Here is a 20,314-nt window from a genome sequence, read left to right on the forward strand (position 1 = left end):
GATCCCGCCGCCTGCGGCCTTCCGAATGGCAAGGTGTTGTCCATGGACAGGAAGCAGGTCGCTGATTGGATCGCCGCCTACGAGCGGGTGTGGCGGACGCCGGGCACGGAGGCGCTTGTCACGCTCTTCACTGAGGACGCGAGCTATCAGCAGGGGCCGTACTGGACGCCCGTGGTCGGCCTGCCGGCCATCGCCCAGATGTGGGAACAACAGCGCAAGGGCCCCGACGAGGTGTTCCAGATGGCAAGTGAGATCGTCGCGGTCGACGGTGACGTTGCGGTGGCGCGCCAGGAGGTCCGCTACGGCGATCCCGTCGACCAGGAGTACCGCGACCTATGGATCATGCGATTCGCTGGCGACGGACGGTGTCGGTCGTTCGAGGAGTGGCCGTTCTGGCCGGGACAGCAGCCGGCCAGCTGATCGAGGGCGACCGACCGCCACCATCATCCAGATGCCGGACGCTGCGCAGCGGAATCAGGTGACGCCTGCGGCGATCGCCGCGTACCTGCGGTCCGGGCGGTCCGGGAACTGCTGTCGCAGGCGCTGAAGTTCGGTGAAACCGGCGTTGGTCAGGCGGGCGGAGAGCTCGTCCACCGGCCATCGGTACGCGGTGAGGACCTTGTGGTCGAACTCGGCCACCTCGTCGTCGCTGTCGAAGAAGCCGATCACCAACCTGCCGGAGGGCACCAGCATCCGGCGGAACTCGGTCAGTACGTGGTCCAGTTCCGGTGGTGGCAGGTGAATTGTCGAGTACCAGGAGAGGATCCCGGCCACCGAATGGTCGGGGACGTCCAGCTCGGTCATTGAGCCGAGTCGGAAGACCGGCCCGGGAAAGTTCGCTCGGGCATGATCGATGAATTCGCGGACCAGGTCGATGCCGGTCACGTCGGTGCCGAGCGAATGCAGGTAGGCCGTCCAGTGGCCGGGGCCGCAGCCGAGATCGAGCACCGTTCCGTCCAGGCCGCCGAGGTGGCGTCGGATGAGGGCCGTGTCGTCCACGTGGGCCTGCCAGCCCCCATCGAACAGCGCGATGTACTGCGCTGACATGTACGAATAGGCATCACGCACCGGCTGGTCGCTCACTGCGACACGGTAGCCCGGCGCGGGGTGCTCAGGTGCGGCTGAGTACGGCGGCTCAGGCACGGTACGGCGGGCGGCTCATAGGTTGACACCCATGAACTTGACCATCGAACTCGAGCGCCTCGTCCGGACATCAGACCTGCACGGCCCCGCCATGCCGACGCAGCAGGCCGTCCTCGCCGCCAGCGCTCGGCAAGCACCTCAAGACCGGCCCACCTGGTCGAGAACGCGGTTGCCGTCATCAAGCGAGCAAGCCGGCGAGGCGGATACCGGGACCGAGTTCCTGCGCGATCCTCAGATGCCGGCTACATGACGGCTGCGAAGGTGACGAAAGATCGCCATCACGGCTCGCCGCGGGAGCACGTGGAATCCACGGAGAGGCGGCTAGGGTGAGCACAATGGACGGCCAACTCGTCACGGCGATCACGTCCCTCAGCGGCGTCGTGCTCGGCGGCGGCCTGTCCTGGTTGGTGCAGTCCAACACGCAACGCATGAGCTCACGCACCGAGCAGCGCAAGCAGGACATCGCGCGAGCCGATGCCCGACGTGCCGAACGGCTCGTCCACCTGGAACGATTCATCGCGGTCGCGGCGGACGCGGAACGCATGGCCTTCGAGCGCCCCGCCGACTGGGCCCCCGGTGACTCCTGGTGCACGGCAGCGCAGGACGCGATGAACCGGCTCTGGGTCGCCGAGCGGATGCTTCAGGTGCTCTACCCGCCCGACGTTCACACCTCCGCGCGCGACTACTACCGGCGGATCAATCGGGCGGTCTGGGACGGCGTGCCCGACCTGAAGGCCCTCTACCCTGCGCTCGACGAACTACGCGACGCGTTCCTCGCCGCGGCCCGCTCAGCCCTGGACTGACAGCCCGTGTTCGGGCATCGAGGCGAGCAGCAGCTGCACCTCGCTGGGCATTCGGCACGATCCGTTCGTGAGCTCGATCATCAGGTTCCCCGTCGCCCCCGGTGCCGCTGCCTGCGAGAGCAGGTGCGGCGGCTGATCGCGACGCTGCGGACTGCCGCCGACCGGCCGGTGACCGGCCCAGGTCAGAGGTAGTTGACGCCGGTCAGTTCCTCGGCTGCCGCCCACAGCCGTTTGCCGACGGTCCGGTCGGCGGCCTCCCGGCTGAGCCGGGCCTCGGTGACCCTGCCCCGCGTCTCCCAGAGCCCCGACGGGCCGAAGAACTGGCCGCCCCGCACACCGGGCTCGGTCGCGGCGTGCAACTGCGGCAGTGCGCCCCGCTCCACCGGCTGGGTTGCCAGTAGCCCGGCCCACGCGATGAGCCGCCCGAGCCGGCCACGGTGCTGCCAGGCACGCGGAGTCAGGTTGGTGCGGGTGAGACCCGGGTGGGCCAGCACGCTGACGATCGGCGCTGCGGCGGCGCGCAGGCGGCGGTCCAGTTCGGTGCCGAAGATCGTGGTGGCGAGCTTGGACCGGCCGTAGGCGGTGGCTGCCCGGTAGCCACGGTCGAACATCAGGTCGTCGAAGTCCAGGTGCGCGGTCTTGTGCGTGATCGAGCTGAGACTGACCACGCGGGCTTCCCGCGCCGCAGCCAGGTTGTCAAGCAGCAGACCGGTAAGCGCGAAGTGGCCCAGCATGTTGGTGGCGAGGTGCAGCTCGAATCCGTCGGCGGAGGTGCGGCGCGGGCCAAGCAGTACCACGCCGGCGTTGTTGACCAGCAGGTCGATCGCCGGGTGGTCGCCGGCCAGCTTCGCCGCGAAGGCCCGCACGGAGGCGAGGGAGGCCAGGTCCAGCTCGCGCACCTCGACGTGGCCGCCGATCCGGCGGGCGGCCTCCTCGCCGGCGGGGATGTGGCGAACGGCGAGCACGACGTGGGCTCCGTGGCTGGCCAGTTCGGTGGCGGTGACCAGGCCGAGGCCTGAGTTCGCGCCGGTCACGACGGCGACCCGACCGCGCTGGTCGGGGATGCGGTCGGCGGTCCATCCGGTCATCTGCTCTCCTGGAGGTGTCGGTGCGCTGGGCCATCGACGTTAGGAGCGGTCCGGTCCGGTTCGGTCGTTCCCGGTTGCCTAGGTCTGCCGGACCTACCTTCGGTGGTCCGGGCCGCGGCAGACTTGCGGCATGAACAGCCTCCATCCGTACGCTCGGGAGCTCGGCGACTTCCTGCGCGCTCGGCGTAGCCGGCTGCGTCCACACGACGTCGGCTTGGAGCCGGGTGGCCGGCGCAAGGTCACCGGGCTGCGGCGCGAGGAACTGGCCCTGCTGGCCGGGCTGAGCACTGACTACTACCAGCGGATCGAGCAGGGCCGGGAGGTACGCCCGTCCGACGACATCCTGGACGCGCTTGCCGGCGCGCTGGGCCTCGACGACAAGGAACGCCGGCACCTGTTCACCCTGGCCCACGCCGCCCGCCGGTCGATGCCCGCCCGGGTGAACCGCGATCCGGAGCGGGTACCGGACAGCACCCGGCGCCTGCTGCGGGTGATGGACACCCCTGCGGTCATCCTCGGCCGGCATCTCGACCTGCTCGACTGGAACCCGATGGCGCAGGCGCTGCTCGGCGACCCGGGCGCCTACCCGACCGACCGGCTCAACATGCTCCTGCTGCTGTTCGACGACACGCTGACCGGCGAGCGTAGCTGCCCGGACTGGGAGCGGCAGGCCCTGGACTACATCGGCATGATGCGCGCCGCCGTCGCCACCGACCCCACCCACCCACGCGCCACCGCGATCGTCGGCGAGCTCAGCATCCGCAGCCCTCAGTTTCGGCGGCTGTGGGCCCGGCACGACGTACGCGAATCGGTGAGCGGCACCAAGACCTTCCGGGTTCCCGAGGTAGGCGACATCGTCCTGGACTGGGACACGTACCCCCTACCGGGAAATCCCGGCCCCGTCATGCTCGTCTTCACCGCCGAGCCGCGCAGCGCCGACGCGGACCGGCTACAGCTTCTGGCGTCATTGCACGCGACCCGCTCAGCGCTCACCGACAAGCACCCCTCGTAAGAGAGGACCGCCGCCGGCCCCACCCCCAGCGGGACTTCATCATCGGCTGCGTGCGTAGCCCGCGAAGCGATCGACACTGAGGGTGATTTCAGTGGGTTGCTGGTGTCTGGACGTGTCGAGTTGCATACGTCGTCGCAGGCGATGGCAGCGTCGGCTCACCGGTGGAGGACGACCAGTCTCTCGTCTCTGTGTGCTACCAAGAAGCCGTCGCCTGCATGCCTTGGACGGGCTGCGGCCGGACAGGCCGGACTGCCTTGCTGAAGGACTGGGAGTACGTGGATGAGAGCGATCGTGTACGACCGGTACGGGCCACCGGATGTGTTGCGGATCGAGAACGTACCCAGGCCGTCTCCTACTGCCCGGCAGGTGCTGGTCAAGATTGCGGCGACCTCGGTCAACCTGAGCGATTGGGAGACTCTGCAAGGCTCACCGCTGTATTCGCGTATCGGTGGTCTGCGCTCACCGGCACGCCGGACACTCGGCTCGGACATCGCCGGTTGGGTTGATGCGGTCGGCCCGGACGTCACCCGGTTTCGACCCGGCGACGAAGTGTATGGCGACAACCTCATACTCAAGGGCGGCTTCGCCGAGTACGCGATCGCTCCCGAGTCGGTCCTGACCCACAAGCCCGCCGCCCTGACCTTCGCCGAGGCCTCAGCGATCCCGCAGGCGGGCGTCATCGCCTGGCAGGGGACCACAGGCGCCGCAGCCGGGAAACGGGTCCTGATCAACGGTGCCGGCGGAGGATCGGGCTCTTTCGCCATTCAGCTCGCCAAGCAGCTCGGCGCCGAGGTGACCGGCGTCGACAACGCCAGCAAGCTCGACTTCATGCGATCGGTCGGCGCGGACAACGTGATCGACTACCGTCGCGAGGACTTCACCCGCAGCGGCCCGTACGATCTCATCCTCGACCTGGTCGCGCACCGATCCGTGTTCGCCTACCGCCGGGCACTGGCCCCCGGCGGCCGTTACCGCTGTGTCGGCGGATCGGTTCCGGCGCTGCTGCGCGTTCTGACGATCGGGGCTGCGGTCGGCCGGCTCACCGACCGCCGTCTGGGCGTGCTCGCCGTCAAGGAAGGGCCGACACATTTCGAACCGGTGGCCGACCGCTGCGCCACGGGCAACCTCGCCATCCACATCGACCGAACCTTCACTCTCGATCAGGTGCCCGAGGCGTTGGCTCACGTCGGAGAGGGACGTGCACTCGGCAAAGTCATCGTGGCCGTCAACTGACCAGCGGCAGCCGCACACACCGCGCGCCGAGGGTCACGGTTCGTGACCGAGGAGGGCAGAGCCCAACGCGCGGTCGTGCCGATGTGGGTACACGTGATCTTGATGGCAGGGCCGACGATCGGTACGGCTTCCGCCTGTGCGGTGAATCGGTCATCGCTCGTTACCGTGCGGTGACCAGTCACGTGTCGGCGTAAACCAGAGCAGGGCTGAGCCGTGCGGGAATTGGGTAGTCCGATCCGCACGTCGTCGCTACGGTCGCGTGGTGGCCTACCAGCATCCGCTCGCTTACACCTTGGGGCTCGAGGGCGTGTCGTTGCTGCGTGCCTTCGCCGGCGACTACGACCAGGACTTCGTCGAAGCGCGGATCAGCGAGGTCCGGCGCCTTCTGGACAGCCCTGCACTGGACGGTGCCGGAGTCACCGCGGCGCAGGTCGACACCCTGAACGGCTACAAAGTGTGGTCCGCGACCTATGATCAGCCAGGTAATGGGTTGTTCGCTGTCGAAGAACCCATCGTGCACGAGATCCTCGGCGCTCTGCCTCTGGGCGTGGCCTTGGACGCGGCTTGCGGCACCGGCAGGTACGCCGGGTACCTGGCCGAGCAGGGCCACCACGTCATCGGCGTCGACAGTTCCCCGGACATGCTCGCTCACGCTCGTATCCGCATTCCGAACGCGGAATTGCGGCAGGGCGACCTGCGCAATCTCCCCCTGCCCAACGACCATGTAGACGTCGTCGTGTGTGCTCTGGCGCTGACTCACCTTCCGGATGTCGGGCCGGCGATCACCGAGTTTGCCCGAGTCCTGCGTCCTGGCGGCCATCTGGTGATCACGGACGTGCACCAGGAACTCGTGGCGTTGGGCTCAGTGCCGCGCGTTCGTGCTGCCGACGGTGATCCTGGGCTACTTCCGGCTTTCCGACATCGGGCTAGTGACTATCTCCGCGTCGCCTTGCCGTTGGGCCTGCAGGTACGGCGTTGCGAGGAACCTCGGATGTTCGGCGATGCCAGCGGGGACATGCCCGCGGAAATCGTGACGGGACCGTGGGACGCATGGCCCTGGTCGCTGCTGGGCATCGTCCCGGCGGCATTCGGCGCCGCCTGGGACGGAACACCGAGTCAGATTATCTGGCACTTCCAACTGGCGACAAGCGCAACCACGGCTGCTACCCCTCCTTCCACTATGCGCTGAGCTAGTCCTGACACCGTTCCTATCGATGATGTTGGACGAGGCCCGACCCGAGACCGAGTAGCCGATCAGACCGTATCGAGCGGCAACGGCGCCATTGCCGACCTCTCGCCGCCCCCGATCTGACTCGTTCCGGCCCGCCGACCGCATGATCACGTGCGCGGCGTGCTGGACCACGACGACGGCATCCCGGACCGCATCGGCGAACCGTTCGGCGAGGACGTCGACGTGGTCATCTTCGGTGCCGACGGCGGCGGCGCCCTGTACGCCATCGCCGTCGGTGGCATCAGCACCGTCTACCGGCTGCGGGAATGCGGATACGAGCAGGGCATTTATTCCGGGTCCGCCGACTTCGGCGTCACCGTCGTCGCGGAGGATCTGGACGACTTCCTGGATGCGCTGCTGGCCGCCGTGGCTACCTTCGCCGCCAACGGCAGCATCACTGACCTCTGAATCAACCTAGCGAGCAGTCGGACGACGACTGCAGCCCGCACCGTGATCCACGCCTGTCGTCTGAATCAGCGCCCGACTCAACATCCTCTCTTGCCGCCGTCCACGGATGGCCGATGAGCGGATGCCATCAGCGGGAGTTGGTGTCTGCTCGCCATCCTCGCTGGCGGCGGGCGGCGCTGTCTGCTCGACGTCCGGCTCGTGCAAACCGACGGGCTCGGGTCAGGGCATCGTGCAGGGTGGCGGGTGCTCACCAACGTCCGGTCTGGTCTGTCGCAAGTAGCGAGGCGGCGAGGACGGTGGTGTCGCTTGTGGTGGCATAGGCGTCGAGCGTGGCGTCGGCGAACTTGATGGCGTGTGGTCCGGCGGAGTCCACCGCGTGCTGCATGACCTCGGCGGGGTCCACATCGGGTATGACCGGCGGCGCGGGGCGTCCGCTCGTCGGGGCGTACGCGGAGGTGACGGCCGCGGTGGCGGCCCAGGCGGCGGCCAGGCTGGCCGCCCGGAGCGTCGCCGGCAGGGCGGGCAGGGTGCGCAGGACCGCGTTCGGAGCGGTGGCGGCGTGCACCAGCATGACCGGATTGGCGTACCCGTGGGTACCGTGCCGGACGACCGCCGCGTGCACGATGCCAGCCAGGCGGGCCGGGACGGCCTCTTCATCGGCGACGGTTTCCCTGAGGGGTTGTTCGCCGTGCGGCACCGCCCCGGACGCCGCTGGCCAGCCGGGAAGGTCGGCGAGTTGGGCGAGGCGGGCTCGGATTCCGAAGCGCTGGTCGGGTATGCGCGGCACCGCGTCGAGCGCGCTTCGTGGATCGGTGGGCAGGTACGGCCCGGAGCCGGGCGGTGCGAGGGGCTGCCAGCGAGCCGCCCAGTAGGCCAGTCCATGGCCGAGTTCGGTGACGCGGGGTGCGGTCTCCTGGTCGAGCAGCGCGCGCACCGCGTGGCCGACCCGGATCACGCCGTGGGTGGCGCCGGCGGCGATGCCCGGCAGCAGGCGGGGCCACCATCGGGCGAGCACCTGCCGCCAGGGTGCGTCGGCGAGTTCGCGGTCGAAGTAGTCGAGCCAGTCACCGGTGCGTACCGGGTCGCCGAGCGGGTCTCGCCATTCGTCGGCGGTGATGGGCGCGATTCCCCGTGGTCGGTCCGCCAACCGGTCGGCGTATCCGTCCAGCCATCGGTGCACCGCCTGGCCGTGGCCGTGCCGAACCAGCGCCTCGACCGCCATGGGCGCGTGGTTGGACAGCCACCCGTCCCGTTCCGGACCGGTAAGCCGGACCCGCTGGTAAGCCTCGTCGAGTTCACTCATGCGCCGACGGTAGAAGCTGAAGCTCGGATGAGGTCAACCATGACCGGCTCTGCCCGCGTCCGGTGAACCCATCACCGCCACGCGCGGTGCCGAGCCCAGGGAAATGGCGTTTGTTCTAGCGGTCGGTGAAGGCGCCTGCGCGGGCGGCGGTGGCCGCGCTGCGGGCGACAAGTTCGGGAAGGTGCGCGTCAGTCGCCGCCCGCAGGAGTACGAGCTCGTGGTACAGCGGGGCGGTTGCGGCGATGAGCAGCCGGCGCGCGTCGGTGCCCGCCGGTATCTCACCACGTTCGACGGCGCGCCGCGCGACGTCCGCGCAGCGGTCGTACCGGTCGGTCCAGAAGGCGCGCAGGGCCTCGGCGGCCTGCTCGGACCGGAATGAGGCGGCGATGAGCGCGACGGTCACCGGGTCTGCGGTCAGCGCCACATAAACCTCGTGGTTGACCGCGACCAGGTCACCCTCGAGCGAACCGGTGTCGGGCGGGCGCCACGCGTCGACGCTCGCCTCGTGCAGGACGTCCGCCAGCAGGCCACCGACATCCCGCCAGCGCCGGTACACCGTCGTGCGGTGTACTCCCGAGCGCTCGGCCACCGTGTCGATGCTCAGGGAGTCGTAGCCGTGCTGCACCAACTGGGCGAGCGTGGCGTCGAGTACCCGGCGACGGACCGCCGCGCTGCGCCCGCCGGGCCGGCGCGCGCGGCCGGTCACGGACTCGTCGGGAACGTCGCTTGTCGGTCGCGGCGATGCCATGCGACGATGTTATCGCGACAACCGTAGCCTTAACGAGTGAGGCTTTCTTGGCACCTGACCCCACGGCCCTTCACCCGGTGGCGACGCATCCACGCGTGGTGTTCCTCAAGGCGCTGGTCACGTCCCCCAAGATCGTCGTCGGGGACTACACGTACTACGACGATCCCGATGACCCGGCGCGACCGATCCGGTACCGCTTCAGCGACCAGGACATCCATCGGCTGCGGCGGGCCGCGTGGTGGAACTGGCCCGCCGATCTGATCAATCAGCACTGCCGCACCCTGATGACCGGCACACCGGCCGAGATCGAACGCATCGCCATCGAGAACGGACTGGAGCGAGCCCTGTGAAATCCCCCTTCATTGAGGAACACGCAGTGACCGACGCCGGCCGTGGCCTGTACGCCGTCACCACCGGACCCGACGGCGCCCTGTGGTTCACGCTCGCCCACAGTGGTCAGATCGGACGCATGGTCCCCGGCGAGGGGCCGACCATGTACCAACTCGACCCTGCCGGGCAGCCCACGATCATCGTCACCGGCCCCGATGGCGCGCTGTGGTTCACCGAGTCCCGGGCCCACCGCATCGGCAGAATCACCACCGACGGCGCGACCACCCGATTCCCCGTACCCAGCCGCAACGGCGGGCCGTACGGCATCGCCCCGGGGCCTGACGGCGCACTGTGGTTCACCGAGATGAACGCCGACCGCATCGGCCGGATCACCACCGACGGCAGGACCACCGATTTCCCGTTGCCGGTCACCGGCGCCTACCCGTCGGCCATCACCGCCGGCGCTGACGGCGGAATGTGGTTCACGATGAACCAGGCGAACGCGATCGGCCGGATCGACACGGACGGCACCGTCACCATGTACCCGCTGCCGACGAAGGCCGCCGCCCCGGTAGGCATCACCGCCGGTCCCGACGGCGCGGTCTGGTTCGTCGAGATCGCTGCCGGCCAGATCGGGCGGATCACCCCCGGCGGAACGATCGACGAGTTTCCGCTACCGGACCGTGCCGGCCGGCCCCACGCCATCACCAGCACTGACGGCGGCGACCTGTGGTTCACCGAATGGGGAGGCAACCGGGTCGGCTCCATCACCACGGACGGGAAGGTCGAAGTTCATGACCTGCCAACCCCGTGCTCCGAGCCGCACGGCATCACCCTCGGACCAGACGGTGCCCTGTGGACGGCGTTGGAAACCGGTGCCCTGGCCCGCATCGTCACCACTGGCCGCTAAACACCGAACGTCCTGTCATCGCCGCCAACATCGGCGTGTCACATGCACGTCATGGTCGGGCTCAGTCCTGCTGGTTGTCGGCCCGACGCGCGGCGCGTTCGTGGCGGTCGACTGCTCGGGCGTGGGCGATGGTGAGGAGCCGGTCGATCTCGGGCAGCATGTGCGGGCCGGGCATGACGATGCTGCCGAAGCCGTACCGCGCGTAGCCCGGGTGCGGTACGAGGGTGTCCAGCCGGGCGAAGTCGAACTCGTGCCGGTGCTCCTCGAAAGCCTTTGGTGGGAAGCCGAACAGCCTCTCGAACTCGGTTCGGCCCAGGTCCAGGTTGAGGCGGAAGACGCCGGGACGGTCGAGCTGGGAGGCGTCGTCGAAACCGGGCACGTCGTGCTCGACGATCGTGGCGAACGGCTGGCGGCGGTCGGGGCCGACGTGGAAGAACCGGTCACCCCAGGCACCCTCGGGTGATCCGTTCTCCTCGCTCGCCACGACCTGCTCGACGCCGGGCAGCGCGAGAATCCGGTCGGCGAGCACTGCCGCGTCGACGCCGGTCGGGATGTGCAGCACCGCGTCGGCGTGGTCGATGGTGGCCTGATCCAGCGGGAAGTAGCGGTAGTCGTGCGTTCTCTGCTCGGCCGCTGCTATCTCGGAGGCCCGGACGTACCGCGGAAGCGCGGTGTCCTGCTGGAGTCTGCCTTCGTAGGTCGACCGGGTGGGTGCCTCGATACCGAGCGCGGGGGAGGCGCCGAGGCTGCCGACGATCACCGCGTACCTGTCGGTGAGCAACGACGCGACGATGGCGCCGGCACCGGCCCACGAGACCTCCATTCCGGCCATGGTCATCGTGCTCGGTTGACGCTGAAGGTGAGTGTTGTGCGCGAAGACAAGCGTGGGTCCGCGGTGTGCCTCGGCCGAGCGGATCGCGAGCAGGTTCTCGGCCATCAGCGCGTCCCGGACCCCGGCCAGGCGAGCGAAGCGTTCTTCCTGCGTCAGCGGTGCGGCGGCCGCTGCGTGGTAGCGCAGCACCGCGACAGCGGACGTGGCGTGCACGAACGCTGTCTGCCAGCCCTCGGCCAGTCGGGGTGCGTTCAGGTACAGCTCGGTCAGCAGGTCGTCGGCGATCACCCGTAGGCGCTGGGCATCGGCCGAGCGCCCGACCGACCTGCCGGGCTCCCAGATCGCTGCCATGTCGCTCCACCGAGCCTCGTCCCCGATCAGGCCGTCGATCTCCGCCGATCGGTCGAGGCCGAGGAAGTCGCACACCCGAATGAGGTAGCGCCGAGGGCTCGGGGCACCCTCGATTTCCAGCGGGGCGTCGAAGCCGTGGAACGTCAGGCGCTCGGAGGCCGACCGCCCGACGTTCCACTCGCGCATGCGCAGCAGCAGGTCGCGGTTGGCCGGGGCGGCGCCGAGCCCGTGGCTGAACCCTTCGGCGAGCGCCCGGTCGAGGGTGACGGCGGTGCTGCCCTGGACGAACTCGTTGGCGATCAGCCCCGCCGCCCGGTCGCTCTCCAGCGCGATCGACCGGTAGCCCTGCTCGGCCAGTGACATGAAGGCCTCGTTGCGGATCTGGAGGAAGGCGGACTCGCCGTGCGTCGGCTCGCCGAGCGCGAGCAGCGTCGGCGGTACGGCAAGCAGGTCGAGAAGGGATGTCATTCCATCGACCGTATCGTTGAACCACCGGTTGAGACTTTTGAGTGATGGAGCGCGGTGAGAGCCACGAAACCCTCCAACCCAGGGGTACGCCGACCAGTTGACCTCGCGCGCCGGCACGGCCTCTCCGCGCAGGCCGTGCGTAACTACGAGCGAGATGGCGTCCTGCCGGCGGCCCAGCGCGGCCCCACCGGCTACCGCCTGTTCACCGAGGTGCACGCCAGAGCGCTGAGCGCCTACCTCGCGCTGATCGCGGGCCACGGCTACCCGGCCAGTGGCGAGATCATGCGTGCCGTCAACCGGGGCGACATCGACGCCGCACTGCGCACGATCGACGACAGCCACGTCCTGCTTCGGCGTGACCGAGAGACCCTGGACGCGGTCGAGGCGGCGGTCGCCATGCTCACCGGCTCGCAGCGGCAACCGCAGAGCCGCAGCGCCGTGCCGATCAGCGTGCTGGCCCACCGCCTCGGCGTACGACCGGCGACCCTGCGCAAGTGGGAACGGGCTGGCATCTTGCAGCCGGTGCGCGAGCCGGCGACCGGCTACCGCCGCTACTCACCGGACGATGTCCGCGACGCCGAACTCGCTCACCTGCTGCGCCGCGGCGGATACCGGCTCGACCACATCGCCGGTGTGCTGCATCGGGTGCGCGAAGCCGGTGGCACCGGACCGCTCGTCGCGTCGCTGCGCCAGTGGCGGGAGCAACTCACCACCCGTGGCCGAGCCATGCTCACCGGGGCCGCCCGGCTCGCCGAGTACCTCGACGCCGCGGAAGTGGAGGACAGCGGCTCGCACAGCGGTGGCTACGGCGGTCAGTAGCGGATCAGCCGGTGCAGCCGGAGGAACGTCTCGGTGAAGCCGAGCCTCGGCCAGGTGCGTGAGGAGAGCAGGTTGGTGACTCGCCAGTCGGTGACCACGCTGTCGAATCCGGCCGACGCCGCCCAGTCGATGACGGCTGCGCCGAGGGCCTGTCCGGCGCCGGCGCCGCGCGCGTGCGGGAAGACCGCAGCGAACCCGAGGAACCCGGCGTGCTCCGGGCGGGCCAGGCTCAGGTGCGCGCTCGACTTCTCCAACGCGCAACCGACGGCCGAACCGATGACCTGGCCGTCGGCTTCGGCCACGAAGGTGGCGTACGCGGGGTTGCCGATGTCGGCGGTCCATTCGGCGACGGCTTCCTCAAGCGTGCCCAGCGGGCCGGCGGAGAACGTCGGGGCCTGTCCCTGGTGCAGTGGCAACTCAAGATCGAGGTGGGCGAGCGCTGGGATGTCGGCTCGGGTCGCCCGGCGCACCGACGGCCCGGTCGGCATGGCAGTTGCCGGCCGGATGGCGTGCGCGTGCTGCTGGCCGAAGCCCAGCCGGAACCACGCCTGCACCAGCTCCGCGTCGTGCGCCGGAACGACGACGTAGTGCGCGGTGCGACCCTCGTCGACCCAGCGGGCGGCGGCATGCGCGTACAGGTCGCGCATCAGCTCGGGGTCGGTGACCGCCAGTCCGGCGGCCTCCACCCAGATGTTCGGGCCCCACAGCGACGACGGCTTCGGGGCGCCGAGGACGAAGCCCACCGGGACACCGGCGCGGTACGCGACCGCCCCCGACGCCTCCGGCGTCTCGTACGCGGCGGTCAGCTCGGCCAGGGTCGCGGCGGCGTCTTCGAACCGGGCGGACAGCAGGGGCTGGGCGACGCGGTGCCGGCGGTGCCGGTCGGCCAGCAACGGGGCGCAGGCAGCCAGATCGGCGGCCGTGAACGGCCGTAGCTCGGTCCGGGACATGGCCGGCACCCTACGCGTCGCCGGTGTCGGGGTCATCCTGGTTTCGACGGCGCGGCCTGGGCGAGGACCGGCTGCCGCAGGATGGTGCGCTGCTTCTCGGGCGCGACCCTGCGGAAGTCACTGAGATAGATCTCGTGGTGCTTCCCGGTCATCCGTAACCCCTGTGCGGGGATGAACTCGTCGTGCAGGTGGGCGAGCACGGCTGCTTCGTCATCGAAGGAGCCGACGTGCAGGGTCTGCACACACCGCCCCTCGGACAGGGCCTCCAGGCGGATGTCATCGAGGCGCGCGGGTCGGTTCTTCGCGCCGGCCTGCTCGACGGCGGTGTCGACCATGGCCCTGTCGATCCAGTCGGGGATCATGAGCAGCAGGGTCCAGTTCCACAGTGACTTGTCCCGTGACGTGGTGAAGGCGTCCATGTCGTCGGCCCACCACAGGCCCTCCAGGGGTGGGACGACGTAGTCGCGCCCGAGGTCGCGCTTGCTGGCGAACTTGAGCTTGTACGCCACCGGATAGAGCGCCTCGACCGCCGTGGTGAAGGCGGGTGAGGTGTTGGGGTCGCCGTGGCCGTCGATCATGAGGTAGCGCATGTCGGGCACGTCCACGATCCGGAACCGTCCCCGTGGTGCCTGGTAGGCGTCGACGGTCTTCTTGAAGTCAGTCTTGTCTGTCATCGGGTACCTGAAACCGGGCTGGTCATTCGAGCGGGGCACCGCCGAAGCCGACCTCGTTGCCGTCGGGGTCGCGGTAGATCACCTTGCGCACACCGTTCTCGTACGTCTCTCGTGAGGCTGGTTGAATTCCCCGGGCGGCGATGCCCTCCACCCGCTGATCGAGGTCGTCGACGAACACGGTTTGCAGGGCGTGACCGGCCCGCTCCGGCAGTTCCTCGATGTAGAGGTAGCGATGCTCGGCAAGCTCCCACACCGCCTCGGTGTCGTTCGGCACGAACGTGGGTGCGGAGCCCAGCAGCTGCTCGTACCAGGTGAGGGCGCGCTGGTAGTCGCTCACGGGGAGCCCGGCGAAGAGGTCGACCGTCACGCGTTCACGCTAACCCGACTGCCCGACATACTCGAAGGACCGCCGCCTCGCCTTGACATCAGGACCGGGTCCGGAAGGGGGCGAGCGTGGCGCGGATCTGGTCGGCGGCGCCCCAGTCGTCGTCGAACTGGGCAAGCACGGCGAGGTGCTGTCGTAGTTGGACGATCGGCATGCGGGACTGCCAGTCGTCGTCGAGGGAGGTCAGCTCCGCGTAGACGGCGAAGAACCGTTGCGCCTCCGGTGGGGGCGAGGTGGACCACACGTGGGCGAGGTCGACCTCGGCCCACATGTAGGACACGGCCGGGTCGATGAGCGCGGGCCGCCCGTCCGGGGTGGCCAGCACGTTGTGGGCCCACAGGTCGCCGTGCGTCAGGCAGGCCGGCCGGTCCGGCAGCAGGTCGGGCAACCGGTGACAGAGCCGTTCCAGCGCCGCCCGGTCCACGGGGTCGAGTGCCGCGTCGACGCGGGGCTGCCCGAGCCACCGCAGCAGCCGGTGCTGTGCGAAGAACGCGAAGCCGTCCTCCTCCCAGGTGTTGACCTGCCGGCAGCGGCCCAGCCAGTTGTCCCGGTGCCACCCGTAGCGCGGGTGGGTGGTGCTCAGATGCAGGCGGGCGAGGCTGTGCGCGAACTGCTCCCAGAAACTCCGGCTGTGCGGCCTCGGTCGCAGCACCGAGAGTACGAGCAGTTCCCGGCCCGCCAGGATCACCTCGGGTGTGGCCACACCGCCGAGGTCGCGCAGGGCGACAAGCCCTTCGGCCTCCGCGACGAAGACGTCGTCGGTCGGTGCGTCGGCGAAGGCCTTGACGAACACCGGCGGGGCGTCACGGCGGGTGGCGATGCCGGCGAGCGCCGCGACTCCACCCGTCGTCGGCCGCACCGTGACGACATCGCGCATCCCGGCGCGGCGCAGGCACTCGCGCAGGAACGTCGTCGGGGGCATCACGACGGACTCCTCCTGTGCGGCGACGTAGTGTTCGCCCGATCGTATTGCGGCGGGTTGCTGGCGCTTCAGCGCACCAGGTACGCCGTCAGCCGGTCGGCGAGTTGCGTCGGATGGCTGAGCGCCACCGCGTGGCAGCCGTCGATCTCGTCCGGGACGACGCCGAGCCGGTCGGCGGCCACCCGGCGTTGGAAGTCCGCCGGGAAGAACCGGTCATCGCGCGCGATGAGCACCTTCGTCGGCACGTCCGGCCAGGCCTCCAGCGGCCACGGCTCGTTCCACTCGGAGCTGGCCTGCTCCCGTACGTGCGCCCCGGCTTCCGCGACGACCTCGGCCGGCACGCCGTTGTAGAACTGCTGCTCCTCGCTGAGACCCTCGGTGCCGCGGTAACCGGTGTTGTCCCACCAGTCCTCGGGTGGCTCGCCCGGGCGCGGGATCATCGGCGTGAGCAGCACGATCAGCCGCACCGGCAGCTTGTCGGCAAGCAGCGGTGCGGTGAACGCCCCGTACGACTGGCCGACGACCACCAGGTCGCTTCGCTCGCCGATCGCGTCGACCACCGTGTCGCGGAACTCGGCGAACCCCGCCGAACGGTCCTCGATCGGCAGCTCCGGCACCACCACGTCGTGGCCACGGCCGGTCAGCTCCGGGACCAGCCGATGCCAGTCCCAGGCGCTGCCGCCGCCGCCATGGATCAGAACGAAAGTCGCCATGCCCCGGAGCCTGCCACCTGGGTACGACAGCAAGGGCCGGCGCCGGTGTGTCGCAGGGGCCGGGCAGAATCACGTTCGTGCTGGTGGCGGTGGTGTCTGACGAGCGGGGCGGGGGAGTGCTGCAACCCCTCGACCCGGCGGGCGCGCCGCTGGGCGGGCCCGAGCCGGTCGTCGACCTGCCCGCCGCGGTGGCCGCCCGGGAGCACACCGACCAGCCGCGCTGGGTCTGGGCCTCCGGTGCGGCGCTCTACCCGGCGCTGCTGCGCGCCGGGGTCACGGTGCAGCGGTGCCACGACGTGGAGTTGACCGAGGCGCTGCTGCTCGGGTACGCCGGCCGGTGGGGTGAGCCCCGCGCGCTGGCGGCGGCGTGGGCGCGGCTGACCGGGGCGCCGGTGCCGGCCGATCCGCCGCCGCGGATCGCCACCCCGCCCGGTGCCGGTCAGGCCGCGCTCTTCGACGCCGTCCCCGGGCCGCCGGGCCCCGGCATCACCGCGCTGACCCGGGTGTACGCCGACCAGCTCGACCGCATCGCGGCGACCGAGGACCCGGGGCGGTTCCGGCTGCTGGTGGCCGCCGAGTCGGCCGGTGCGCTGGTCGCGGCCGAGATGGGGGCGGCCGGGCTGCCCTGGCGGGCCGACGTGCACGACGCGGTCCTCGCCGACCTGCTGGGTGAACCCTCTCCGGTGGGCGGGCCGCCACGCCGGCTGGTGGAGCTGGCCGGGCGGATCGCCGACGCTTTCGGGGTGCGGCAGGTGCACGCGGACAGCCCGGCCGAGCTGCTGAAGGCCTTCGCACGAGCCGGGGTGGAGCTGCCGAACACCCGGGCCTGGGTGCTGCGCGGGGTCGATCATCCCGCGGTGCCACTGGTCCTGGAGTACAAGGAGCTGTACCGGATCTGGACTGCGCACGGCCGGGCCTGGCGGGACGCCTGGGTGCGTGAGGGGCGGTTCCGGCCGGAGTACGTCCCCGGCGGGGTGGTGTCGGGGCGCTGGGCCACCCGGGGTGGCGGTGCGTTGCAGATCCCCAAGGTGATCCGCCGGGCGGTGGTGGCCGACCCGGGATGGCGGTTCGTGGTGGCCGACGCCGGGCAGTTGGAGCCACGGGTGCTGGCGGCCGTCTCCGGTGACGCCCGGCTCGCCGCCGCCGGGGCGACAGGTGACCTGTACGCCGCGCTGGCCCGCGACGCGTTCGACGGTGACCGGGGCCGCGCCAAGTTGGCGCTGCTCGGCGCGATGTACGGGCAGACCGGTGGGTCTGCGGTGCCGGCTCTGGCGGTGCTGCGACGCAGCTATCCGACCGCGTTCGGGCATGTCGAGGCCGCGGCGCGTACCGGTGAGGCGGGTGGGTTGGTGCGTTCCTGGTTGGGCCGCACCTGCCCACCCGGTACGGCGGGATTCGGTGCCGACGATGAGGGCCCGGCGGACCCGGACGTGGCCGGTGACGTCCAGTCGCCGCGGGCCCGGGCGGCCCGTTCCCGGGGCCGGTTCACCCGCAACTTCGTCATTCAGGCCACCGCGGCCGAGTGGGCGTCCACGCTGCTCGCGGTGCTCCGTGGCGAGTTGGCCGGCACCCGGGCGGAGCTGGTCTTCTTCCAGCACGACGAGGTGATCGTGCACTGTCCGGCGGAGCAGGCCGAGCGGGTCGCCGAGGTGGTGGACCGGGCCGGCCGACGGGCGACCGCGCTGCTGTTCGGGGACACCCCGGTCCGCTTCCCGTTGGATCTGTCCGTCGTGGAGTGCTACGCCGACGCGGCGTGAGGGCGGGCTGCTGCGATCAGCACCTGGGTGACCGGGAAAAACCTACTATGGGCGTTATGCGGCGTCGGATGTGGGCAGGCGGGCCGAGATCGTGAGTGCCACCGTGTCGGTGGGGCGGCCGCACCCCCGCCTGGAGGGCGCAGACAAGGTGACAGGCGTCGCCCGGTACGCGGTGGAATATCCGGTGCCGGGGGTGGCGTACGCCCAGGTCGTGCAGTCGACCGTGGTGCGTGGCGAGATCACCGCCGTGGACACCGAAGCCGCGTCGGCGGTCGACGGGGTGCTCACCGTGCTGCACCACGGCAACGCCCCGCGGCTGGCCGCCGGGGTCGACGCGGAGCTGTACCGGTTGCAGGAGCCGACCGTCCACTACCGGGGCCAGATCGTCGCCGTCGTGGTGGCCGAGTCCAGTGAGGCGGCCCGTGAGGCGGCCCGGCTGGTCCGCCTCGACTACGACGAGCAGCCGTACCGGACCGAACTGTCCGCCCAGGATCCGGAGCTGTACCGGCCGGCGCACATCAACCCGAGCCTTCCGACGGACGTGGTCGCCGGGGACGTCGACGCCGGGTTCGCCGCCGCCGAGATCCAGCTGGATCTGCTCTACCGCACGCCGTCGTACCACAACAGCCCGTTGGAACCACACGCGTCGACCGCACAGTGGCACGACGGACACCTGCTGGTGCACGACTCCGATCAGGGCTCCGCGTCCGTCCGGGACATCCTGGCCCGGTTGTTCGAGCTGCCTCCGGAGGCGGTCCGGGTGGTCAACACACACGTTGGTGGTGGTTTCGGCGGCAAGCAGTACTGCAAGGTGCAGACCGTGCTGGCCGCGATGGCCGCCCGGCAGGTCGACCGTCCCGTCCGCCTCGCGCTGACCCGTCAGCAGATGTTCGGCCCGGTCGGCTACCGCACGCCGACCATCCAACGGGTCCGGCTCGGCGCCGACCGGAGCGGGCGTGTCACCACTGTCGTCCACGACTCGGTGACCCAGACCTCGACGGTGACCGAGTTCGCCGAGCAGGTGGCCGTCTACACCCGCAACATGTACGCGGCGGCGAACCGGCGCACCACGCACCGCCTGGCGCGCCTCGACGTGCCGACACCGTTCTGGATGCGGGCGCCCGGACACACCCCCGGCTCGTTCGCCCTGGAGTCCGCCCTCGACGAGTTGGCGCTGGCCTGCCAGGTCGACCCGGTCGAGCTGCGGCTGCGCAACGACACCATGATCGACCCGGAGAGCGGAATACCGTTCACCAGCCGCAACCTCGCGGCCTGCCTCGACGACGGTGCACGCCGGTTCGGCTGGGCTGACCGGGACCCGACCCCCCGATCCCGGCAGGGCGGCAGGTGGTTGTACGGCACCGGCATGGCCGGCGCCTGCTATCCCGCCCGGGTACGCCCGGCCACCGCCTCGGCCGCCGCGTGCGCCGACGGCACCTTCGAGGTACGCATCAACGCCGCCGACATCGGCACCGGTGCGCGTACCGCTCTGTGGCAGGTGGCCGCCGACGCGCTCGGGGTGCCCTCGGAGCGGGTGCGGATCCAGGTGGGCGACACCGAGCTCCCCCGGGGGGAACTGGCCGGCGGATCGACCGGCCTGGCCTCGTGGAGCTGGGCCGTGGTGCGCGCCTGTGAGCGACTCTGCGATCGGCTTGCCGAGTTGCGCGGCGGTGTGCCGGCGGAGGGTCTGCTCGTTGAGGCGAGCACCCACGAGGAGGTGGCGGCGCAGGCCACGCTGCCCCGGTACGCGTACGGGGCGCAGTTCGCCGAGGTGCGGGTGGACGGGGAGACCGGTGAGGTCAGGGTGCGCCGGTTGCTGGGAGTCTTCGCCGTCGGCAGGGTGGTCAACCTGACCACCCTGCGCAGCCAGTTGATCGGCGGGATGACCATGGGCCTGTCGATGGCGTTGCACGAGGCCGGTCTCTTCGACGTCCGGTACGGCACCTGGGCCAATCACGACCTGGCCAGCTACCACGTCAGCAGCAACGCCGACGTGCCGGCGGTCGAGGCGTACTGGGTTCCCGACGAGGACGCCCAGCTCAACCCGGTGGGGGTCAAGGGGGCTGGCGAGATCGGGATCGTCGGCACGGCCGCGGCGATCGCCAACGCGGTGCATCACGCGACCGGGGTGCGTGTCCGCGAACTTCCCATCACCCTGGACAAACTGCTGGCCGCCTGAACCGGCGGAGAAATGTTCACCTGAATTTTCCGGCTCATCCATTCCGGACCAACGG

22 protein-coding genes are annotated in these 20,314 nt (G+C 70.3%); 12 read left to right on the forward strand and 10 right to left on the reverse strand.

Annotated features, from left to right (window positions below; translation table 11 throughout):
• The first annotated feature begins 42 nt into the window (after positions 1 to 42).
• Complete coding sequence (locus tag AB0I71_RS07705; protein WP_357582446.1) at positions 43 to 420, forward strand: nuclear transport factor 2 family protein; 378 nt, start codon at positions 43 to 45, stop codon at positions 418 to 420.
• Positions 421 to 474: 54 nt separating this feature from the next.
• Here the strand turns inward: AB0I71_RS07705 and AB0I71_RS07710 are convergent, their stop codons facing one another.
• The gene (locus AB0I71_RS07710; RefSeq protein ID WP_357582447.1) at positions 475 to 1,083 is read right to left on the reverse strand and encodes a class I SAM-dependent methyltransferase; all 609 of its coding nucleotides are present in this window, start codon (positions 1,081 to 1,083) and stop codon (positions 475 to 477) included.
• Between the two features lie 91 nt (positions 1,084 to 1,174).
• On the opposite strand from AB0I71_RS07710, the gene AB0I71_RS07715 reads away from it, so the two are divergent.
• Positions 1,175 to 1,393 carry a hypothetical protein gene (locus AB0I71_RS07715; RefSeq protein WP_357582448.1) on the forward strand — a complete coding sequence of 73 codons (219 nt, stop codon included), beginning with the start codon at positions 1,175 to 1,177 and terminating at the stop codon, positions 1,391 to 1,393.
• Between the two features lie 85 nt (positions 1,394 to 1,478).
• Positions 1,479 to 1,946, forward strand: coding sequence for a hypothetical protein (locus AB0I71_RS07720; RefSeq protein WP_357582449.1), 468 nt, complete (start codon positions 1,479 to 1,481; stop codon positions 1,944 to 1,946).
• 182 nt (positions 1,947 to 2,128) lie between these two features.
• Here the strand turns inward: AB0I71_RS07720 and AB0I71_RS07725 are convergent, their stop codons facing one another.
• Complete coding sequence (locus tag AB0I71_RS07725) at positions 2,129 to 3,034, reverse strand: oxidoreductase (protein ID WP_357582450.1); 906 nt, start codon at positions 3,032 to 3,034, stop codon at positions 2,129 to 2,131.
• A 130-nt stretch (positions 3,035 to 3,164) separates the two neighbouring features.
• Between AB0I71_RS07725 and AB0I71_RS07730 the strand changes: the two genes are divergently transcribed.
• The 4 genes from AB0I71_RS07730 to AB0I71_RS07745 all read left to right on the forward strand — a co-directional run bounded on the left by AB0I71_RS07730 (position 3,165) and on the right by AB0I71_RS07745 (position 6,918).
• Entirely contained in the window at positions 3,165 to 4,046 is an 882-nt protein-coding gene (locus AB0I71_RS07730) for a helix-turn-helix transcriptional regulator (protein WP_357582451.1), read from the forward strand.
• Between the two features lie 318 nt (positions 4,047 to 4,364).
• Positions 4,365 to 5,279 carry an NAD(P)-dependent alcohol dehydrogenase gene (locus AB0I71_RS07735; protein ID WP_357582452.1) on the forward strand — a complete coding sequence of 305 codons (915 nt, stop codon included), beginning with the start codon at positions 4,365 to 4,367 and terminating at the stop codon, positions 5,277 to 5,279.
• 262 nt (positions 5,280 to 5,541) lie between these two features.
• The gene (locus AB0I71_RS07740) at positions 5,542 to 6,468 is read left to right on the forward strand and encodes a class I SAM-dependent methyltransferase (protein WP_357582453.1); all 927 of its coding nucleotides are present in this window, start codon (positions 5,542 to 5,544) and stop codon (positions 6,466 to 6,468) included.
• A gap of 153 nt (positions 6,469 to 6,621) precedes the next feature.
• Complete coding sequence (locus tag AB0I71_RS07745) at positions 6,622 to 6,918, forward strand: hypothetical protein (RefSeq protein ID WP_357582454.1); 297 nt, start codon at positions 6,622 to 6,624, stop codon at positions 6,916 to 6,918.
• Between the two features lie 247 nt (positions 6,919 to 7,165).
• Here AB0I71_RS07745 and AB0I71_RS07750 read toward each other — a convergent pair whose 3' ends face one another.
• Together AB0I71_RS07750 and AB0I71_RS07755 are read right to left on the reverse strand one after the other, a co-directional pair.
• On the reverse strand, positions 7,166 to 8,221 hold the full coding sequence (locus tag AB0I71_RS07750; RefSeq protein ID WP_357582455.1) for a questin oxidase family protein: 1,056 nt from the start codon (positions 8,219 to 8,221) through the stop codon (positions 7,166 to 7,168).
• Between the two features lie 115 nt (positions 8,222 to 8,336).
• Positions 8,337 to 8,969 (reverse strand): TetR/AcrR family transcriptional regulator, encoded by a 633-nt coding sequence (locus tag AB0I71_RS07755; RefSeq protein ID WP_357582456.1) that lies wholly within the window; start codon positions 8,967 to 8,969, stop codon positions 8,337 to 8,339.
• Positions 8,970 to 9,046: 77 nt separating this feature from the next.
• On the opposite strand from AB0I71_RS07755, the gene AB0I71_RS07760 reads away from it, so the two are divergent.
• Both AB0I71_RS07760 and AB0I71_RS07765 read left to right on the forward strand, forming a co-directional pair.
• On the forward strand, positions 9,047 to 9,319 hold the full coding sequence (locus AB0I71_RS07760; RefSeq protein ID WP_357582457.1) for a hypothetical protein: 273 nt from the start codon (positions 9,047 to 9,049) through the stop codon (positions 9,317 to 9,319).
• A gap of 26 nt (positions 9,320 to 9,345) precedes the next feature.
• A complete protein-coding gene (locus AB0I71_RS07765; RefSeq protein WP_357582458.1) occupies positions 9,346 to 10,209 on the forward strand; it encodes a virginiamycin B lyase in 864 nt (287 codons plus the stop codon).
• Positions 10,210 to 10,270: 61 nt separating this feature from the next.
• Here the strand turns inward: AB0I71_RS07765 and AB0I71_RS07770 are convergent, their stop codons facing one another.
• Positions 10,271 to 11,860 (reverse strand): DUF6194 family protein, encoded by a 1,590-nt coding sequence (locus AB0I71_RS07770; RefSeq protein WP_357582459.1) that lies wholly within the window; start codon positions 11,858 to 11,860, stop codon positions 10,271 to 10,273.
• Positions 11,861 to 11,914: 54 nt separating this feature from the next.
• Here AB0I71_RS07770 and AB0I71_RS07775 point away from each other — a divergent pair, with 54 nt between their 5' ends.
• Entirely contained in the window at positions 11,915 to 12,679 is a 765-nt protein-coding gene (locus tag AB0I71_RS07775; RefSeq protein ID WP_357582460.1) for a TioE family transcriptional regulator, read from the forward strand.
• On the opposite strand, the gene AB0I71_RS07780 is transcribed toward AB0I71_RS07775, so the two are convergent.
• The 5 genes from AB0I71_RS07780 to AB0I71_RS07800 form a co-directional block, all read right to left on the reverse strand.
• On the reverse strand, positions 12,673 to 13,629 hold the full coding sequence (locus AB0I71_RS07780) for a GNAT family N-acetyltransferase (RefSeq protein ID WP_357582461.1): 957 nt from the start codon (positions 13,627 to 13,629) through the stop codon (positions 12,673 to 12,675). The genes AB0I71_RS07775 and AB0I71_RS07780 overlap by 7 nt on opposite strands.
• A gap of 32 nt (positions 13,630 to 13,661) precedes the next feature.
• Entirely contained in the window at positions 13,662 to 14,303 is a 642-nt protein-coding gene (locus AB0I71_RS07785; protein WP_357582462.1) for a GyrI-like domain-containing protein, read from the reverse strand.
• Positions 14,304 to 14,325: 22 nt separating this feature from the next.
• Positions 14,326 to 14,670: a VOC family protein gene (locus tag AB0I71_RS07790; protein WP_357582463.1), complete on the reverse strand. Its 345-nt coding sequence runs from the start codon at positions 14,668 to 14,670 to the stop codon at positions 14,326 to 14,328.
• A 58-nt stretch (positions 14,671 to 14,728) separates the two neighbouring features.
• Positions 14,729 to 15,610 (reverse strand): fructosamine kinase family protein, encoded by an 882-nt coding sequence (locus tag AB0I71_RS07795; protein WP_357582630.1) that lies wholly within the window; start codon positions 15,608 to 15,610, stop codon positions 14,729 to 14,731.
• Between the two features lie 68 nt (positions 15,611 to 15,678).
• Positions 15,679 to 16,323: an alpha/beta hydrolase gene (locus AB0I71_RS07800; protein ID WP_357582464.1), complete on the reverse strand. Its 645-nt coding sequence runs from the start codon at positions 16,321 to 16,323 to the stop codon at positions 15,679 to 15,681.
• 47 nt (positions 16,324 to 16,370) lie between these two features.
• Here AB0I71_RS07800 and AB0I71_RS07805 point away from each other — a divergent pair, with 47 nt between their 5' ends.
• Together AB0I71_RS07805 and AB0I71_RS07810 are read left to right on the forward strand one after the other, a co-directional pair.
• Positions 16,371 to 18,080, forward strand: a complete 1,710-nt coding sequence (locus AB0I71_RS07805; protein WP_357582465.1) for a bifunctional 3'-5' exonuclease/DNA polymerase — start codon at positions 16,371 to 16,373, stop codon at positions 18,078 to 18,080.
• A 91-nt stretch (positions 18,081 to 18,171) separates the two neighbouring features.
• A complete protein-coding gene (locus AB0I71_RS07810) occupies positions 18,172 to 20,259 on the forward strand; it encodes a xanthine dehydrogenase family protein molybdopterin-binding subunit (protein ID WP_357582466.1) in 2,088 nt (695 codons plus the stop codon).
• Positions 20,260 to 20,314: the final 55 nt, after the last annotated feature.

Source organism: Micromonospora sp. NPDC049891 (genome assembly GCF_040660295.1).
Classification (GTDB): domain Bacteria; phylum Actinomycetota; class Actinomycetes; order Mycobacteriales; family Micromonosporaceae; genus Micromonospora.